The sequence below is a fragment of the Pseudomonas sp. PVC-3-1 genome (genome assembly GCF_057444315.1).
This window is the reverse complement of sequence record NZ_CM172023.1, coordinates 4,765,649-4,780,487: the sequence shown is the minus strand read 5'-3', so window position 1 is coordinate 4,780,487 and position 14,839 is coordinate 4,765,649. Positions and strand designations below refer to the sequence as shown.

The window sequence follows — 14,839 nt, the reverse complement described above, 5'->3', positions numbered from 1 at the left end:
TCTATTTAATTTCAGCATAGAACATCCCTCCGTCATACTGCATCGGCTCATTGATTGAGCGTGATTCGAGGCACGACAGCCATCACGGGGGAGCGCCCATGGATATGCCGACCGTTCAGACTGAGGACGTGCACAGCCGTGCCGCCGCAGAAGCACTGCTGGCTGCCGCCAGCGAAGGTGATGAAGCCGAGGTCGCGGCGCTGCTCAAGCGCGGCGTGCCGGTGGATGTGACCGACGGGCAGGGCAATACGCCGCTGCTGCTGGCCACCGCGCAGAACCGTGTGGAAATCGCCCGGCTGCTGGTTGCCGCTGGTGCCGACGTCAACCGGCAGAACCGCATCCACGACAGCGCCTACCTGCTGGCCGGGGCGTCGGGGCGCCTGGAAATCCTCCAGCTGACTCTGGTCCATGGCGCCGATCTGCGCAGCACCAACCGCTATGGCGGTACGGCGCTGATCCCGGCGTGCGAGCGTGGCCACGTGGACGTGGTGGCGACGCTGCTCAAGGCTGGCGTCGATCCCGATCACGTCAACAAGCTGGGCTGGACGGGGCTGCTCGAAGCCATCCTGCTCAGCGACGGCGGCCCGCGCCACCAGGCCATCGTGAAACAACTCATAGAAGCCGGGGCGAACCTGAACCTGGCCGACAACGACGGCGTCACGCCGCTGCAACACGCCCGCCAGCGCAACCAGACCACCATCGCCAGGATGCTGGAAGTCGCCGGCGCGCATTGATCCGACTGTTTTGCTGGAAACTGCCATGTCACACGAAGTCTTTATGCGCGAGGCCCTGCAACTGGCCCGCGACAACATCGAGGCCGGCGGCCGCCCGTTCGGCGCCGTGCTGGTCAAGGACGGCCGGGTGATTGCCCGCGCCGCCAATTCCATCCACGTGGATTTTGACCCCACTGCCCACGCCGAGCTGCTGGCGATTCGCCGTGCCTCGGCGGTGCTGGGCCTGTCGCGCCTGGATGGCTGCGTGATCTATGCCAGCGGCCATCCGTGCCCGATGTGCCTGGCCGCCATGCACCTGTGTGGCGTGGAGGGCGCGTACTTCGCCTACTCCAACGACGATGGCGAGCCGTTCGGGCTGTCCACCGCCGCTGTCTACCAGCAGATGACCCAGCCGCCGCAGTGGCAGGCGGTGCCGCTGCGCCCGTTGCGCCCCGATGGTGAAGAGGGGTTGTACCAGCATTGGCAGGAGCATCGCTCGTGAGCAGGGGCATGGCCATGCCGGTCGAGGAGAGCGGCAGTCACGCCGGCTGGATCGGACTGCTGGTGATCGTCGCGCTGGGCATCAACCTGCGGCCGATCCTCACTTCCATCGGCCCGCTGCTGGCCGATATCCACGACGCCACCGGCCTGGGCTTCCAGGGCCTGTCGATGCTGACGGTGCTGCCGGTGCTGTGCATGGGCCTGTTCGCCCTGGGCCTGCCGTGGGTCGGCCCGCGCCTGGGCGAGAGCCGGGGCATGGTATTTGGCCTGCTGGCCATCGGCGCTGCATGCTTCTGGCGGCTGTTGCTGGACAGCGGCTTCGCCCTGATCGCCAGCGCGGTATTGGCGGGCTGTGGCGTGGCGGTCATCCAGGCGTTCGTGCCGGGGGTGATCAAGCGCTGGTTCCCGCACAAGGTGCCGTCGGCCATGGGCCTGTACTCGGCATCGCTGATGGCCGGTGGCGGTAGTGCGGCCGTGTTGGCGCCGGTGGTGTCGGAGCACTTCCAGCGCTGGCAGGACGGCCTCGGCGCCTGGCTGCTGCTGGCGGTTGTCGGCCTGCTGCTCTGGACGGTCGCACGTCCGCGAGAAGTGCCGGTGGCCGCGCCGCCACGACAGAAGGCACAGCACTATTTCGGCAGCCGCCGCGCCTGGCTGCTGGCCTTGTACTTCGGCCTGATCAATGGCGGCTACACGAGCATGGTGGCCTGGCTGCCGGTGTACTACCGCCAGCTCGGCTGGACAGCCCAGGCCAGTGGCCAACTGATCGGCCTGATGACCATCTTCCAGGTGATCGCTGCGCTGACCATCCCACTGCTGATCCGCCGTTCGCTGGATCGCCGCGGCTGGCTGTGCCTGTGCCTGCTGATCCAGCTTGCCGGCTTCGTCGGGCTGATCTGCGCGCCGTTGCACCTGCCGGGTATCTGGGTGGCGCTGATCGGCTACGGCCTGGGCGCCTGTTTCGCCCTGAGCCTGACCCTGACCCTGGATCACCTCGCCGATGCCGGTGCGGCCGGGCGTTTGGCGGCCTTCGTGCAGGGCATCGGTTTCATCGTCACCGGCATCGTGCCCTACGTCACCGGTGCTCTGCGCGACAGCACCGGCAGCTTCCAGGCGTCGTGGATTCTGTTGGCCATTTCAGTGGTGCTGATGCTGGGCGTGACCCTGCGCTTCTCGCCCAAAGGCTATGCGCGGGCGATGCAGCGGTAGCGGGGGATTGGCGTTTGCGGATATCTATCGCGGACGAAGTCCGCTCCTACGCAGATATTCACCTCTCGTAGGAGCGGACTTCGTCCGCGATCGCTTTCAGGCGCGCGCCGCGGCTAGACCGAGGTGGCGACATAGATGCGGTAGGCGATGATCGACAGCATGCTCAGCGTGCCGACCCACATCAGGAACACGCCCACCGGGCGATGACGGATGGTGAAGCCAATGCCCAGCATGAACATGCCGAAGACGATGATGCCGAGGGTGATGAAGAGGGACGTGGGGTCCAGTGGGATGAAATGAGCAGTGGCGTCCACGGCAAGTCCTTGTCTGAAATATCCGATATGGAAAGTCTAGGCCAGAGTAGGACCGAACTCCTTTGATCCCTGGCAACTCGAGTCGGATCATAGCGACCTCGGACACTCAGCCCAAGCTCGGGCCTCCGGTGAGAGCCTGCCTTTGCCATCGAGGGTGGGTTGCACACCGCAATATCCGCCGACTCCTCGACCTGTTCCTGCGCCGCGTTGAGCGGCACCGATGCCGGTGTGTCTGCTGGTTCGGCGGGCATAAAAAAGCCCCGCGGTCCGGAGCGTCAGACCGCAGGGCCAGAACGGTCGAGAGATTCTCGACCGGGGAGGACCGATCAGGCCGCCGGTGTCGGCTGCCAGCCGCCGCCAAGGGCCTTGTAGATCGCCACGATGCCGCGATACACGTCGACTTCCGCCAGGGCCTGGGCGTCCTCGGCGGCGAGTTGCTCGCGTTCGGCGTCCAGCAGGTTGAGGAAGTCCACGGTGCCTTCGCGGTACTGCAGGCCGGCCTGTTGCGCGGCATTGCGGCTGGCTTCGGACTGACGCACCAGCGACACCAGGCGCTGCTGGCGCTTGCCGTAGTCGCTGAAGGCGTTCGACGACTCCTCCAGGGCCAGCAGGACCTGTTGCTCGTAGGTCGCCAGGGCGCCGTCGGCATCAGCCTTGGAGGCGCGCAGGCGGGCCCGCACGCTGCCCAGGTCGAAGGCTGCCCAGGTGATGCTCGGGGCGACGCCCCAGGCGCTGGCGGCGGATGAGCCGATCTGCGAGCCACGGCCGGCGGTGTAGCCGAGGAAGCCGCCGAGGCTGACTTTCGGGAACAGGTCGGCGGTGGCCACACCGACGTCCGCCGTGGCGGCCGCCAGGCGGCGTTCGGCGGAGGCCACGTCCGGCCGGCGACGCAGCAGCTCACCCGGATCGCCGATGGGCAACGCCTTGGCGATGGCCGGAAGTTTCTTCGGCGACAAGTCCACGGAGAGCGCGTCCGGGCGCTGGCCGAGGAGGGTGGCGATGCGGTTGCGCTGGCGCACTTCCTCGGCCTGCAGTTGCGGCACGCTGGCTTCCGTGGCGGCCAGGCGGGCTTCGGCGCGCTGCACGTCCAGCTCGTTGCCGACACCGGCGTCACGCAGCTGGATGGTCAGGTCACGGGATTCGCGCTGGTTCTCCAGGTTGCTCCTGGCGATGCTTTCGCGCAGTTGTGCGCCGCGCAGCTGCCCGTAGGCATCGGCCAGTTCGGCGATCAGGCTGACCTGCAACTGCTGCAGGTCGGCCACGGTGGCTTCACTCAGCGCGTCGCTGGACTCCAGCTGACGGCGCACACGGCCGAACAGGTCGACTTCCCAGATCATGTCCAGGCCCAGGTCGTAGCGCTCCTGGTTGACCCGGTCCTCGGTCTGGCCGGGCACCTGGCCCTTGCCGACCTGGCCTTCGGCACGGCTGGTGACCGTGGGGAAACGGTCATTGGCCACATCATCGCGGACCGCCCGCGAAGCCAGCACGCGGGCATAGGCCACGCGCAGCTCGCGGTTCTCCTTGAGCGATTGCTCCACCAGCTGGGTCAGCACGGGGTCGTCGAACTGTTTCCACCAGGCGTCTTCGTAACGGCTGCGGTCGTAGTTCTGTACCTGGGCGTTGCTGTCCAGTTGCGCCGGCGCGGTGTCCGGCTTCTGGTAGTCGGGGCCGACCATGCACGCGCTGAGGGCCAGCGCGAGCAGGGAGGGGACGAACAGTTTCACGGCACTCTTGCTCACAGCATTGATGGTCATGACGCTCATGCCTGATGGGCCTCGTTATGGTTCGTGTGGCTCAGGGCAGCACGCGCCTGCTTCTTCGCTTCACGGGCTTCCATGAAGCGGCGGATCAGCACATAGAAGACCGGGGTCAGCAGCAGGCCGAAGAAGGTCACGCCGAGCATCCCGGAGAACACCGCGACACCCATGGCATGGCGCATTTCGGCGCCGGCACCGGACGACAGCACCAGGGGCACCACGCCCATGATGAAGGCGATGGAAGTCATCAGGATTGGCCGCAGACGCAGGCGGCAGGCTTCCAGTACCGCACTCAGGCGGTCCATGCCTTCGTCCTGTTTGTCCTTGGCGAACTCGACGATCAGGATCGCGTTCTTGCACGCCAGGCCCACCAGTACGATCAGGCCGATCTGGGTGAAGATGTTGTTGTCGCCACCGGACAGGATCACGCCCGCAATGGCCGACAGCAGGGTCATCGGCACGATCAGGATCACCGCCAGCGGCAGGCCCCAGCTCTCGTACAGCGCGGCCAGCACCAGGAAGGCGAGCAGCACGCAGAGCGGGAACACGTAGATCGCGGAGTTGCCGGCGAGGATCTGCTGGTAGGTCAGCTCGGTCCATTCGTAGGTCATGCCATTGGGCAGTTCCTGCTTGAGCAGGCGCTCGATGGCGGCTTCGGCCTGGCCGGAGCTGTAGCCCGGTGCGGCGGCGCCGTTGATCTCGGCGGTGATGAAGCCGTTGTAGTGCATCACGCGGTCGGGGCCGGAGGTGTCGCTGATCTTGATGAAGGTGGCCAGCGGGACCATTTCACCCAGGTTGTTGCGCACTTTCAGCTGGCCGATCTGCTCAGGTTCGAGACGGAACTGCTGCTCGCCCTGGACGTTCACCTGGTAGGTGCGGCCGAAGCGGTTGAAGTCGTTCGCGTACAGCGAGCCCAGGTAGACCTGCAGGGTGTCGAAGATGTCGCTGATCGCCACGCCGTGGGTCTTGGCCTTTTCGCGGTCGATGGCAGCATCCACCTGCGGCACGTTCACCTGGTAGCTGGTGAACACCGACATGGGGTTGAGCTCCGGCAGCGCGCGGGCCTTGTTGAGGATGTTCTGGGTCTGTGCGTAGAGCTCCTCGTAACCGGCGTTGCCGCGGTCTTCGATCTGCAGGCGGAAGCCGCCGATGGTGCCCAGCCCCTGTACCGGCGGCGGCGGGAAGATCGCGATGTAGGCGTCCTGGATGTCGGCGAACTGCTTGTTCAGCTCGGCGGCGATCTCGTTGGCCGACATGCCCGGGCCTTTACGCTCGCTGAAGTCTTTCAGCGGGGTGAAGACGATGCCGCTGTTGGGGCTGTTGGTGAAACCGTTGATCGACAGGCCCGGGAACGACACGGTGTGCTCGATGCCCGGGTGCTTGCCGGCGATTTCCGACATGCGCTTGATCACGGCTTCGGTGCGGTCCAGCGTGGCGGCGTCGGGCAGTTGCGCGAAGGCCACCAGGTATTGCTTGTCCTGTTGCGGCACGAAGCCGGTCGGGGTGCTGGAGAAGCCCAGGTAGGTCAGGCCGATCAGCCCCGCATACAGCAGCAGCGCGATGGAGCTGCCGCGCAGCACGCGGGTGACGGTGCCAACGTAGCCATGGCTGGCGCGGTCGAAGAAGCGGTTGAACGGACGGAACAGCCAGCTGCCCAGCAGCTTGTCGAGGATCACCGAGAAGCGATCCTTCGGCTCGTGGTGCCCCTTGAGCAGCACGGCGGATAGCGCCGGCGACAGGGTCAGCGAGTTGAACGCGGAGATCACCGTCGATATCGCGATGGTCAGCGCGAACTGCCGGTAGAACTGCCCGGTGAGGCCGGAGATGAACGCGGTCGGGATGAACACGGCGCACAGCACCAGCGCAGTGGCGATGATCGGCCCGGTCACTTCCTTCATGGCGCGCTTGGTCGCCTCGACGGGGGTGAGCCCCAGCCCGATGTTCCGCTCGACGTTCTCCACCACCACGATGGCATCGTCCACCACGATACCGATGGCCAGTACCAGGCCGAACAGCGACAACGCGTTGAGCGAGAAGCCGAAGGCGTGCATCACCGCGAAGGTGCCGATCAGCGACACCGGTACGGCGGCCAGCGGGATGATCGAGGCGCGCCAGGTCTGCAGGAACAGCACGACCACCAGCACCACCAGGATCAGGGCTTCGAACAGGGTGTGCACCACCGCTTCGATGGAGCCGCGCACGAAGATGGTCGGGTCATAGACGATGGAATAGTCCACGCCCTGGGGGAAGTCCTTCTTCAGCTCGGCCATCTTCTCGCGCACCAGGTTGGAGATGGCGATGGCGTTGGAGCCGGGACGCTGGAAGATCGGGATGGCGACCGCCGGCTGGTTGTCCAGCAGCGAGCGCAGGGCGTACTGGCTGGAGCCGAGTTCGACGCGGGCGATGTCCTTCAGGCGGGTGATCTCGCCGTCCGGGCCGCTGCGGATGATGATGTTCTCGAACTCTTCCTCGGTGACCAGGCGACCCTGGGTGTTGATCGACAGCTGGAAGCTGGTGTCGCTCGGCGAGGGCGGTGCGCCCAGGGCGCCGGCGGCGACCTGGCGGTTCTGCTCGCGGATCGCGGCGACCACGTCAGTGGCGGTCAGGTTGCGCGAGGCGACCTTGTTCGGGTCGAGCCACACGCGCAGCGAGTAGTCGCCCATGCCGAACAGCTGCACGTCGCCCACACCGTCCAGGCGCGCCAGCTCGTCCTTGATGTTGAGGATGGCGTAGTTGGACAGGTAGAGCATGTCGTAGCGGTTATCCGGCGAGGTCAGGTGCACGACCATGGTCAGGTCGGGCGAGGCCTTGTCGACGGTGATGCCGATACGGGTGACTTCCTCGGGCAGCTTGGGCTGCGTACGGGTGACGCGGTTCTGCACCTGCACCTGCGCGTTGTCCAGGTCGGTGCCCAGGGCGAAGGTGATGGTCAGGGTCATCTTGCCGTCGGCGGTGGACTGCGAGGACATGTAGAGCATGTTCTCGACGCCGGTGATGGCCTGTTCCAGCGGCGCGGCGACGGTCTCGCCGATCACCTTGGGGTTGGCGCCGGGGAAGTTGGCGCGCACCACCACGGTGGGCGGCACCACTTCGGGGTATTCGCTGATCGGTAGCTGGAACAGCGAGATGGCCCCGCCGATCAGGATGATCAGCGAAAGCACGGCGGCGAAGATCGGCCGCTGGATGAAGAATTGCGAAAAGTTCATGGCTGGTTCCTGTCGCGAACGCTGCGGTTCGCCAAACCCGGGACAAAGGTCACCCAAGGCCCTGGTGGGACAGGGCCCGGTACATCAATCGTTTAAGACAGGGGGTGGTTCAGTCGGAGAGTGCTCAGCCGCGCGGCGCGCCCGGCTTGGCGGATTTCTCGGCCACCTTCGGCGCCTCGAAGCTCTCCAGCGCACGACGCTGGCTTTCAAGGTTGGCGAGGGTCGACTGGCTGGCCATCTCGACACCCTGGGCGTCGACCTGGGCACCGGGGCGAACCCGTTGCAGGCCGTTGACCACGATGCGATCACCCTTCACCAGACCGCTGCGGACGATGCGCAGGCCTTCGAGTTTCGGGCCCAGTTCGATGCCGCGGTATTGCACCTTGCTGTCCTTGTCGAGCACCAGCACGAACTTCTTGCCCAGGTCGGTGCCGACCGCTTCGTCCTTGATCAGCGCGGCGGGGTAGGTGCCGCTGCCGACCAGCTTGATGCGGGCATACAGGCCGGGGGTGAACTGGTTGGCGTCGTTATCGAACACGGCGCGGCCACGGATGGTGCCGGTCTTGGGGTTGACCTGGTTGTCGAGGAAGTCCAGGCGGCCCTGGTGGGGGAAGCCGTCTTCGCCGGTCAGGCCCAGGTACACCGGGCTGGTGCCGCGGGCGTCCGGGCCACCCTTGCGGGCGAGGTCGACGTACTTCAGATAGACGCGCTCGTCGGCGTCGAAGTAGGCGTAGACCTTGTCGGTGGAGACCAGGGTGGTCAGCACGCTCTGGCCACTGTTCACCAGGTTGCCGGCGGTGACTTCGGCGCGCGAGACGCGGCCGTCGATGGGCGCGGTGATCTGGGTGAACGACAGGTTCAGGCGGGCGTTGTCCAGTTCCGCCTGGGTCGCGGCGACCACGGCTTTCGCCTCGGTGGCGGCGGCCGTGCGGGCGTCGGCAAGTTCCGCGGAAATGGCGTTGGTGGCGCGCAGGCGATCACCGCGGGACGCTTCGTTGACGGTACGGGTTTGGTTGGCGCGAGCCTGTTGCAGCTGGGCTTCCAGACGATGGACTTCGGCCTGGAACGGCCGCGGGTCGATCTGGAACAGCAGGTCGCCTTTCTTCACCAGCGCGCCTTCACGGAAGGCGACGCGATCGATATAGCCCGAGACGCGCGGGCGCAGTTCAACGGATTCCGGAGCCTCCAGGCGACCAGTGAATTCGTCCCATTCGTTGATCGGCTGTTCGATGACGTCCGCCACGCTGACCTTCGGCGCGGCCATGTTCTGTGCCGCGTCCTGGCCTTTGCCGCAGGCGCTGAGAACCAGCACAGCGGCCAACGCCAACGGAATACGCAAGGTGTTCAGATTTCGCTCCATGGAAAGACTCCGGCGTTCTAATTGGTTTATGGATTTCTAATGGAGCGGAGTCTGCGTTCGCGGGGGCGCTGGAACTAATCGAACGAGCAGATTTTGATTATCACGCGCAGTGATAAATGCTTTTGCACTATGCGCAGGAATAGATAGAAGGAGTGGGCGCGGACATTGCCCGGCAAGGCTCTTGGTAGGAGCGAGCTTGCTCGCGAAGCTTTTCCACCCGATGCACTGTGCCATGCGGGTTCGCGAGCAAGCTCGCTCCTGCAAGGTCAGGTTGCGTAGGGCGGTGTCAGGTGTATCGGCGTACAACCGCGAACGGTTGTACGCCCTACGGCGCGAGCGGGTTCAGAGGCTGTCCGGATCGCCCACGAACATGGTGATCCGCGAACGCAGCCAGCGCTCGGCCGGGTCCTGGTCCTGGGCGCCGCGCCAGACCATGGAGAGCTCGGCCAGGCGGGTGGGGAAGGGCGGCTCCTCGGCGCGCAGGCCGCCAGCGGCGGTGAGCGCCAGGGCCACATACTCGGGCACGGTGGCGATGATGTCGGTGCCGGCGAGCAACTGGGCGAGGCCGACGAACTGCGGCACCGCCAGCACCACCTGGCGCTTGCGGTCCATCTCGGCGAGGGTCTGGTCGACGAAGCCGTCCAGGTCGCCGGCGTAGGACACCAGCGCGTGCGGGCGCGCGCAGTAGTCATCGAGGGTCAGCGCGCCGGGGATCGAGTCGGCGCGCAGGATCTTCCAGGTGCTGCGGCGCAGGGTCTTGCGCTTGGCGTTGGCCGGCAGCTCGTCGGTGTAGCTCACGCCCACGGAGATTTCCCCGGACGACAGCAGTTGCGGCATCAGCAGGTAGTTGGCGCGACGCACCACGAGGGTGATGCCCGGCGCCTCGGAGCGCAGGCGGCGCAGCAGCGGCGGCAGCAGGCCGAACTCCACGTCATCGGACAGGCCGATGCGGAACACTGCCTTGCTGGTGGCCGGGTCGAAGTCGGCGGCGCGGCTCAGGGCGGTGGAGATGGCGTCCAGCGCCGGCGAGAGGTGGCCGAAGATTTCCTGCGCCCGCGCAGTGGGTTCCATGCTGCGCCCGGTGCGCACGAACAGCGGATCGTCGAACAGACCGCGCAGGCGCGCCAGGGCCGCACTGATCGCCGGCTGGCCGAGGAACAGCTTCTCCGCGGCGCGGGTCACGCTGCGCTCATGCATCAGCGTCTCGAAAACGATCAACAGGTTGAGATCAACCTTGCGTAGGTCGTTGCGGTTCATGGGGACTCCCTGGCGATGGGGGAAAAGTGAGGCCGAGCGTGTCCTGAGTCAAGTCTGTCAGATAAGTCCTTGATCAATTTCCACTTTTTTAATGAGAATCTCGCCCCGGCAGTGTGGTCTGACTCTGTAGGAGCAGAGCCACCACGGCCCCGTGGACAACCCCGTCGCAGAGCCTTGCAGCCGCGCCGGACAAGGCTTGCAGCGCGGGCCGAATCATCGCCGTTTATGTCAATTATCAATGGTGAACGGTGGCGTCACCCCTAAAGCCCGGATAGAGTCCGTGGCTATGAGCACTACTAAGGCGAGGTATGTGATGTCCCGCATGATCCGTTTCCACCAGTTCGGTGACGCCTCGGTCCTGAAGATCGAGGAGATGCCGACCCCGCAACCGGGGCCGGGTGAAGTACTGATCCGCACCCAGGCGTTGGGCGTCAGTTGGCGCGACGTACTCTGGCGGCAGAACCTCGCCCCGGATCAGGCCAAGCTGCCGGCGGGTATCGGTTATGAACTCTCCGGCATCGTCGAAGCCGTGGGCGAGGGCGTTGAAGACCTCGAGCCCGGCGTGGCGGTGGCCAGCTTCCCGGCGAACTCGCCGAACCTCTACCCGGCCTGGGGTGACCACGTCATCCTGCCGCGCACTTCGCTGACCCGCTATCCGGATGTCCTGACCCCGGTCGAGGCGGCGGTGCACTACACCGGTTTGATGTATTCGTACTTTGCGCTGGTGGAACTGGCGCAGATCAAGCCGGGCCAGCGCGTGCTGATCACCGAGGCCGGCCATTGCCTGGCTCCGCAAGCGGTGCAGTTGGCCAAGGCGCTGGGCGCCCAGGTGATCGCCACCACCAGCCATGAGGAGACTCGTGAGTTTCTGAAGGGCCTGGGTGCGGACAAGATCATCTACACCGAGGAGCAGGACCTGGTGCTGGAAGTCGAGCGCTTCACCAAGGGTGAGGGCGTGGAGATCGTCCTCGACCAGTGCGCCGGCCCGCAGATGAAACTGTTGGGTGACGTCGCTGCCCAGCGCGGCAAGCTGATCCTGTATGGCATCAATGGCGGCAACGACGCAGCCTTCCCGGCCTGCGCGGCGTTCAAGAAGCACCTGCAGTTCTACCGTCACTGCGTGCTGGACTTCACCGGGCAACCGGAGATTGGTCTGACCCGTAACGACGAAGCCGTACAACGGGCGCTGACCGCGATCAACCAGATGACCGCCGACCAGTTGCTCAAGCCGAGCATCGACCGGGTGTTCGACTTCGCCCAGTACCGCGATGCCAACTACTACATGGAAACCTGCCCGGGCGGCGGCCGTGTGGTGATGAAGATGCCGGAGTGATCGGACTCTTCGTTCGGTAGCCTCAGAAAGCCACTCTTCGGAGTGGCTTTTTCATGCGCGCAGTATTTCCGGGCATCCCTGTAGGAGCGAGCTTGCTCGCGATCCATGTATCCGGCCGCATTGGCGTCAAGCGGGTTCGCGAGCAAGCTCGCTCCTACATCCAATCGTCAGGGGCGTTCCTGGCTCACCGGTTTGTGGGATGGCTGGAGCATCAGTGGCATTTCCGAATTGGGCCGTAGCTGCGCTCGTCGGCCGCAAAGCTTCGAAATAGAGCTATCTATACGCCGCTACATCCCCCGCAGTATCAGGCAAGCCTGAAGAGAACCAGGCAAACCGCTCGGCGCTTTCCTCGCGTATTGTCGCGGCACCTGTCGGCCCCTGCGCCTAGGCTGAACCCATTGCGTGTCGGAGCCGTTGCGCTTCGCCTCCATTCCATCACCCGCATGAAGAGGTGAACTCCCTGATGATTACCGTGAACCTGAACGGCAAGGACCACGAACTCGACGCCCCCGGCGAAATGCCGCTGCTCTGGGCCATCCGTGACGTCGCCGGCCTGACCGGCACCAAATACGGCTGTGGCATGGCGCTGTGCGGCGCCTGCACCGTGCACATCGACGGCCAGCCGACGCGCTCCTGCGTCACCCCGCTGGCGGCGGTGGCCGGCAAGAAGATCACCACCATCGAAGCGGTGGCTGAGCAGGCCGCCGGCAAGGCCGTGCAGGACGCCTGGCGCAAGCTCGACGTGGTGCAGTGCGGCTACTGCCAGTCCGGGCAGATCATGTCGGCCACCGCGCTGCTGGCCTCGAACAAAAAGCCCAGCGACGCCGACATCGACGCCGCCATGAGCGGCAACATCTGCCGCTGCGCCACCTATGCGCGGATCCGCGCGGCTATCCATGACGCCGCCCAGACCCTGGCCTGAGGATAAGAAATCATGCTCGAACCTCGTACCGACGAACAGCCGGCGCAGCCCGGCAGCATCCTCAACGTCAGCCGCCGCAGCTTCCTGCGTGGCGCCGGCGGCCTTGCGCTGGGCATCTACTTCGCGCCGCTGCTGGGCAAGCTGGGTGACGCCCAGGCCGCCAGCGATTTTGAGCCCAACGCTTTCGTCCGTATCGCCCCGGACGGCACTGTCACCGTGATCGCCAAGCACGTGGAAATGGGCCAGGGCAGCTACACCGGCCTGGCCACCCTGGTCGCCGAGGAGCTGGACGCCGACTGGAGCCACGTGCAGGTCGAAGGCGCACCGGCAGATGCCAAGCGCTACGCCAACCTGGCCTTCGGCAACCTGCAGGGCACCGGCGGCAGCAACGCCATGGCCAACTCCTTCGAGCAGATGCGCAAGGCCGGCGCCAGCGCTCGCGCCATGCTGGTCGGCGCGGCGGCGGAGCAGTGGAAAGTGCCTGCCGAGCAGATTCAGGTGCAGAGCGGCGTGGTCAGCCACGGCCCATCCGGGCACAAGGCGAGCTTCGGAGAACTGGCCGAGGCAGCGGCGAAGCAGCCGGTGCCGGCGGACGTAAAACTGAAGGACCCGAAGGACTTCAAGCTGATCGGCCAGGTGCAGTTGCCGCGCAAGGACAGCCCTTCCAAGACTGACGGCACCGCGCAGTTCACCCAGGACGTGCACCTGCCGGACATGTTGGTGGCGGTGGTCGCCCACCCGCCGCGCTTCGGCGGCGTGCCGGCGAAAGTCGATGCGAGCAAGGCCAAGGCCGTGCCGGGTGTGGTGGATGTGGTGCAGTTCCCCGGCAGCGATCGGCGTTTCGCTGGCGTCGCCGTGCTGGCGAAGAACACCTGGGCGGCGCGCCAGGGCCGCGATGCTTTGCAGGTCGAATGGGACGAGAGCAAGGCCTTCAAGATGGGTAGCAAGGAGATCTTCGCCCAGTACCGCGACATGGCCAGCAAGCCGGGCCTGGTGGCGCGCAACGATGGCGATGTCGCCAAGGCGTTGGAGAAGCCGGCTCACCTGATCGAAGCGGAATACCAGTTCCCGTATCTCGCCCATGCCGCCATGGAGCCACTGAACTGCGTGGTTTTCCTCAAGGAAGACGGCTGCCAGATCTGGAACGGCGAGCAATGGCAGACCGGCGACCAGATGTCGGTGGCGCAATTGCTGGGCATGCAGCCCGAGCAGGTCACCATTACCCAGCTGTATGCCGGTGGCAGCTTCGGCCGCCGCGCCAACCCGCACTCGGACTACGTGCTTGAGGCGGTCGCCATTGCCAAGGCCGCCCGCGAGCTGGGCGTGAAGGTACCGATCAAGATGGTCTGGACCCGCGAGGACGACACCCGTGCGGGCTACTATCGCCCGGCCTTCCTCCATCGCGCGCGGTTGGCGGTGGACGCCCAGGGCAACCTGGTGGGCTGGGAGCAGCGGCTGGTGGGGCAGTCCTTCATCGTCGGCACGCCGTTCGAGAAGTTCATGGTCAAGGACGGCGTCGACAAGATCGCCGTGGAAGGCGCCGCCGATCTGCCCTACGCCGTGCCCAACCTGCGCGTCGAGCAGGCGCTGGCGGACAATGTGACGGTGCCGACTCAGTGGTGGCGGTCGGTGGGCCACACCCACACGGCGTTCTCTACCGAGACGTTGATTGACGAGGCGGCCATTGCCGCCAAGCAGGACCCGTACGAGTTCCGCCGCAAGCTGCTGGAGAAGCACCCGCGTCATCGCGGCGCGCTGGAACTGGTAGCGCAGCGGGCGAACTGGCTGGCGCCGCTGGAGAAGGGCAAGGAGGGCGAGCAGCGCGGGCGCGGGATAGCCGTGCACGAGTCCTTCGGCAGCTTCGTTGCCCAGGTGGTGGAAGTGACTTACAAGGCGGACAAGAGCTTCAAGGTGGATCGCGTGGTCTGCGCGGTGGATTGCGGCCTGGCGATCAACCCGGACGTGATCAAGGCGCAGATGGAAGGCGGTATCGGCTTCGCACTGTCGGCGGCGCTGCACAGCGCCATCACCCTGACCGACGGCAAGGTCGACCAGTCCAACTTCCACGACTTCCAGGTCCTGCGCATCAACGAGATGCCGGTGGTGGAGGTGCATATTGTGCCGTCGGCCGAGCCGCCGACTGGTGTCGGTGAGCCGGGTGTTCCGCCGCTGGCGCCGGCGCTGGCCAATGCGCTGTTCGCGGCGACCGGCAAGCGCATCCGCACCCTGCCGATCGGCAATCAGTTACAGGCCTGAGTTCCGCCCAGTGA

Annotated in this window: 11 protein-coding genes; 6 read left to right on the top strand and 5 right to left on the bottom strand. The window is 65.8% G+C overall.

Features of this window, described 5'->3' with window-relative positions; genetic code table 11:
• The first annotated feature begins 98 nt into the window (after positions 1 to 98).
• From AC2T4A_RS21995 to AC2T4A_RS21985, 3 genes are read left to right on the top strand one after another with little or no spacing between them, the layout of a single operon-like run.
• Positions 99 to 734: an ankyrin repeat domain-containing protein gene (locus AC2T4A_RS21995; RefSeq protein ID WP_486741787.1), complete on the top strand. Its 636-nt coding sequence runs from the start codon at positions 99 to 101 to the stop codon at positions 732 to 734.
• Positions 735 to 759: 25 nt separating this feature from the next.
• Positions 760 to 1,215: a nucleoside deaminase gene (locus AC2T4A_RS21990; protein ID WP_416747183.1), complete on the top strand. Its 456-nt coding sequence runs from the start codon at positions 760 to 762 to the stop codon at positions 1,213 to 1,215.
• Positions 1,216 to 1,223: 8 nt separating this feature from the next.
• Positions 1,224 to 2,420 (top strand): CynX/NimT family MFS transporter, encoded by a 1,197-nt coding sequence (locus tag AC2T4A_RS21985; RefSeq protein ID WP_486743711.1) that lies wholly within the window; start codon positions 1,224 to 1,226, stop codon positions 2,418 to 2,420.
• A gap of 113 nt (positions 2,421 to 2,533) precedes the next feature.
• On the opposite strand, the gene AC2T4A_RS21980 is transcribed toward AC2T4A_RS21985, so the two are convergent.
• The 5 genes from AC2T4A_RS21980 to AC2T4A_RS21960 all read right to left on the bottom strand — a co-directional run bounded on the left by AC2T4A_RS21980 (position 2,534) and on the right by AC2T4A_RS21960 (position 10,314).
• Positions 2,534 to 2,734 (bottom strand): hypothetical protein, encoded by a 201-nt coding sequence (locus AC2T4A_RS21980; RefSeq protein ID WP_416747187.1) that lies wholly within the window; start codon positions 2,732 to 2,734, stop codon positions 2,534 to 2,536.
• A 326-nt stretch (positions 2,735 to 3,060) separates the two neighbouring features.
• On the bottom strand, positions 3,061 to 4,488 hold the full coding sequence (locus AC2T4A_RS21975; RefSeq protein WP_486743710.1) for an efflux transporter outer membrane subunit: 1,428 nt from the start codon (positions 4,486 to 4,488) through the stop codon (positions 3,061 to 3,063).
• Positions 4,489 to 4,493: 5 nt separating this feature from the next.
• The gene (locus AC2T4A_RS21970) at positions 4,494 to 7,697 is read right to left on the bottom strand and encodes an efflux RND transporter permease subunit (protein ID WP_416747189.1); all 3,204 of its coding nucleotides are present in this window, start codon (positions 7,695 to 7,697) and stop codon (positions 4,494 to 4,496) included.
• 124 nt (positions 7,698 to 7,821) lie between these two features.
• The gene (gene mexE, locus AC2T4A_RS21965; protein WP_478379056.1) at positions 7,822 to 9,057 is read right to left on the bottom strand and encodes a multidrug efflux RND transporter periplasmic adaptor subunit MexE; all 1,236 of its coding nucleotides are present in this window, start codon (positions 9,055 to 9,057) and stop codon (positions 7,822 to 7,824) included.
• Between the two features lie 342 nt (positions 9,058 to 9,399).
• Complete coding sequence (locus tag AC2T4A_RS21960; protein WP_486741786.1) at positions 9,400 to 10,314, bottom strand: LysR family transcriptional regulator; 915 nt, start codon at positions 10,312 to 10,314, stop codon at positions 9,400 to 9,402.
• 313 nt (positions 10,315 to 10,627) lie between these two features.
• On the opposite strand from AC2T4A_RS21960, the gene AC2T4A_RS21955 reads away from it, so the two are divergent.
• The 3 genes from AC2T4A_RS21955 (at position 10,628) to AC2T4A_RS21945 (ending at position 14,825) form a co-directional block, all read left to right on the top strand.
• Entirely contained in the window at positions 10,628 to 11,647 is a 1,020-nt protein-coding gene (locus AC2T4A_RS21955) for a zinc-dependent alcohol dehydrogenase family protein (RefSeq protein WP_478379055.1), read from the top strand.
• Positions 11,648 to 12,110: 463 nt separating this feature from the next.
• Positions 12,111 to 12,569 carry a (2Fe-2S)-binding protein gene (locus AC2T4A_RS21950; protein ID WP_236200031.1) on the top strand — a complete coding sequence of 153 codons (459 nt, stop codon included), beginning with the start codon at positions 12,111 to 12,113 and terminating at the stop codon, positions 12,567 to 12,569.
• 12 nt (positions 12,570 to 12,581) lie between these two features.
• On the top strand, positions 12,582 to 14,825 hold the full coding sequence (locus AC2T4A_RS21945; protein ID WP_486741785.1) for a xanthine dehydrogenase family protein molybdopterin-binding subunit: 2,244 nt from the start codon (positions 12,582 to 12,584) through the stop codon (positions 14,823 to 14,825).
• Positions 14,826 to 14,839 lie beyond the last annotated feature (14 nt).

What these genes read in the sequence shown, in the direction of transcription:
- AC2T4A_RS21955 (WP_478379055.1), top strand. Translation starts at nt 10,628, where the DNA reads ATGTCCCGCATGATCCGTTTCCACCAGTTCGGTGACGCCTCGGTCCTG.
- AC2T4A_RS21990 (WP_416747183.1), top strand. Translation starts at nt 760, where the DNA reads ATGTCACACGAAGTCTTTATGCGCGAGGCCCTGCAACTGGCCCGCGAC.
- AC2T4A_RS21970 (WP_416747189.1), bottom strand. Translation starts at nt 7,697, where the DNA reads ATGAACTTTTCGCAATTCTTCATCCAGCGGCCGATCTTCGCCGCCGTG.
- mexE (WP_478379056.1), bottom strand. Translation starts at nt 9,057, where the DNA reads ATGGAGCGAAATCTGAACACCTTGCGTATTCCGTTGGCGTTGGCCGCT.
- AC2T4A_RS21975 (WP_486743710.1), bottom strand. Translation starts at nt 4,488, where the DNA reads ATGACCATCAATGCTGTGAGCAAGAGTGCCGTGAAACTGTTCGTCCCC.
- AC2T4A_RS21995 (WP_486741787.1), top strand. Translation starts at nt 99, where the DNA reads ATGGATATGCCGACCGTTCAGACTGAGGACGTGCACAGCCGTGCCGCC.
- AC2T4A_RS21945 (WP_486741785.1), top strand. Translation starts at nt 12,582, where the DNA reads ATGCTCGAACCTCGTACCGACGAACAGCCGGCGCAGCCCGGCAGCATC.
- AC2T4A_RS21985 (WP_486743711.1), top strand. Translation starts at nt 1,224, where the DNA reads ATGGCCATGCCGGTCGAGGAGAGCGGCAGTCACGCCGGCTGGATCGGA.
- AC2T4A_RS21960 (WP_486741786.1), bottom strand. Translation starts at nt 10,314, where the DNA reads ATGAACCGCAACGACCTACGCAAGGTTGATCTCAACCTGTTGATCGTT.
- AC2T4A_RS21950 (WP_236200031.1), top strand. Translation starts at nt 12,111, where the DNA reads ATGATTACCGTGAACCTGAACGGCAAGGACCACGAACTCGACGCCCCC.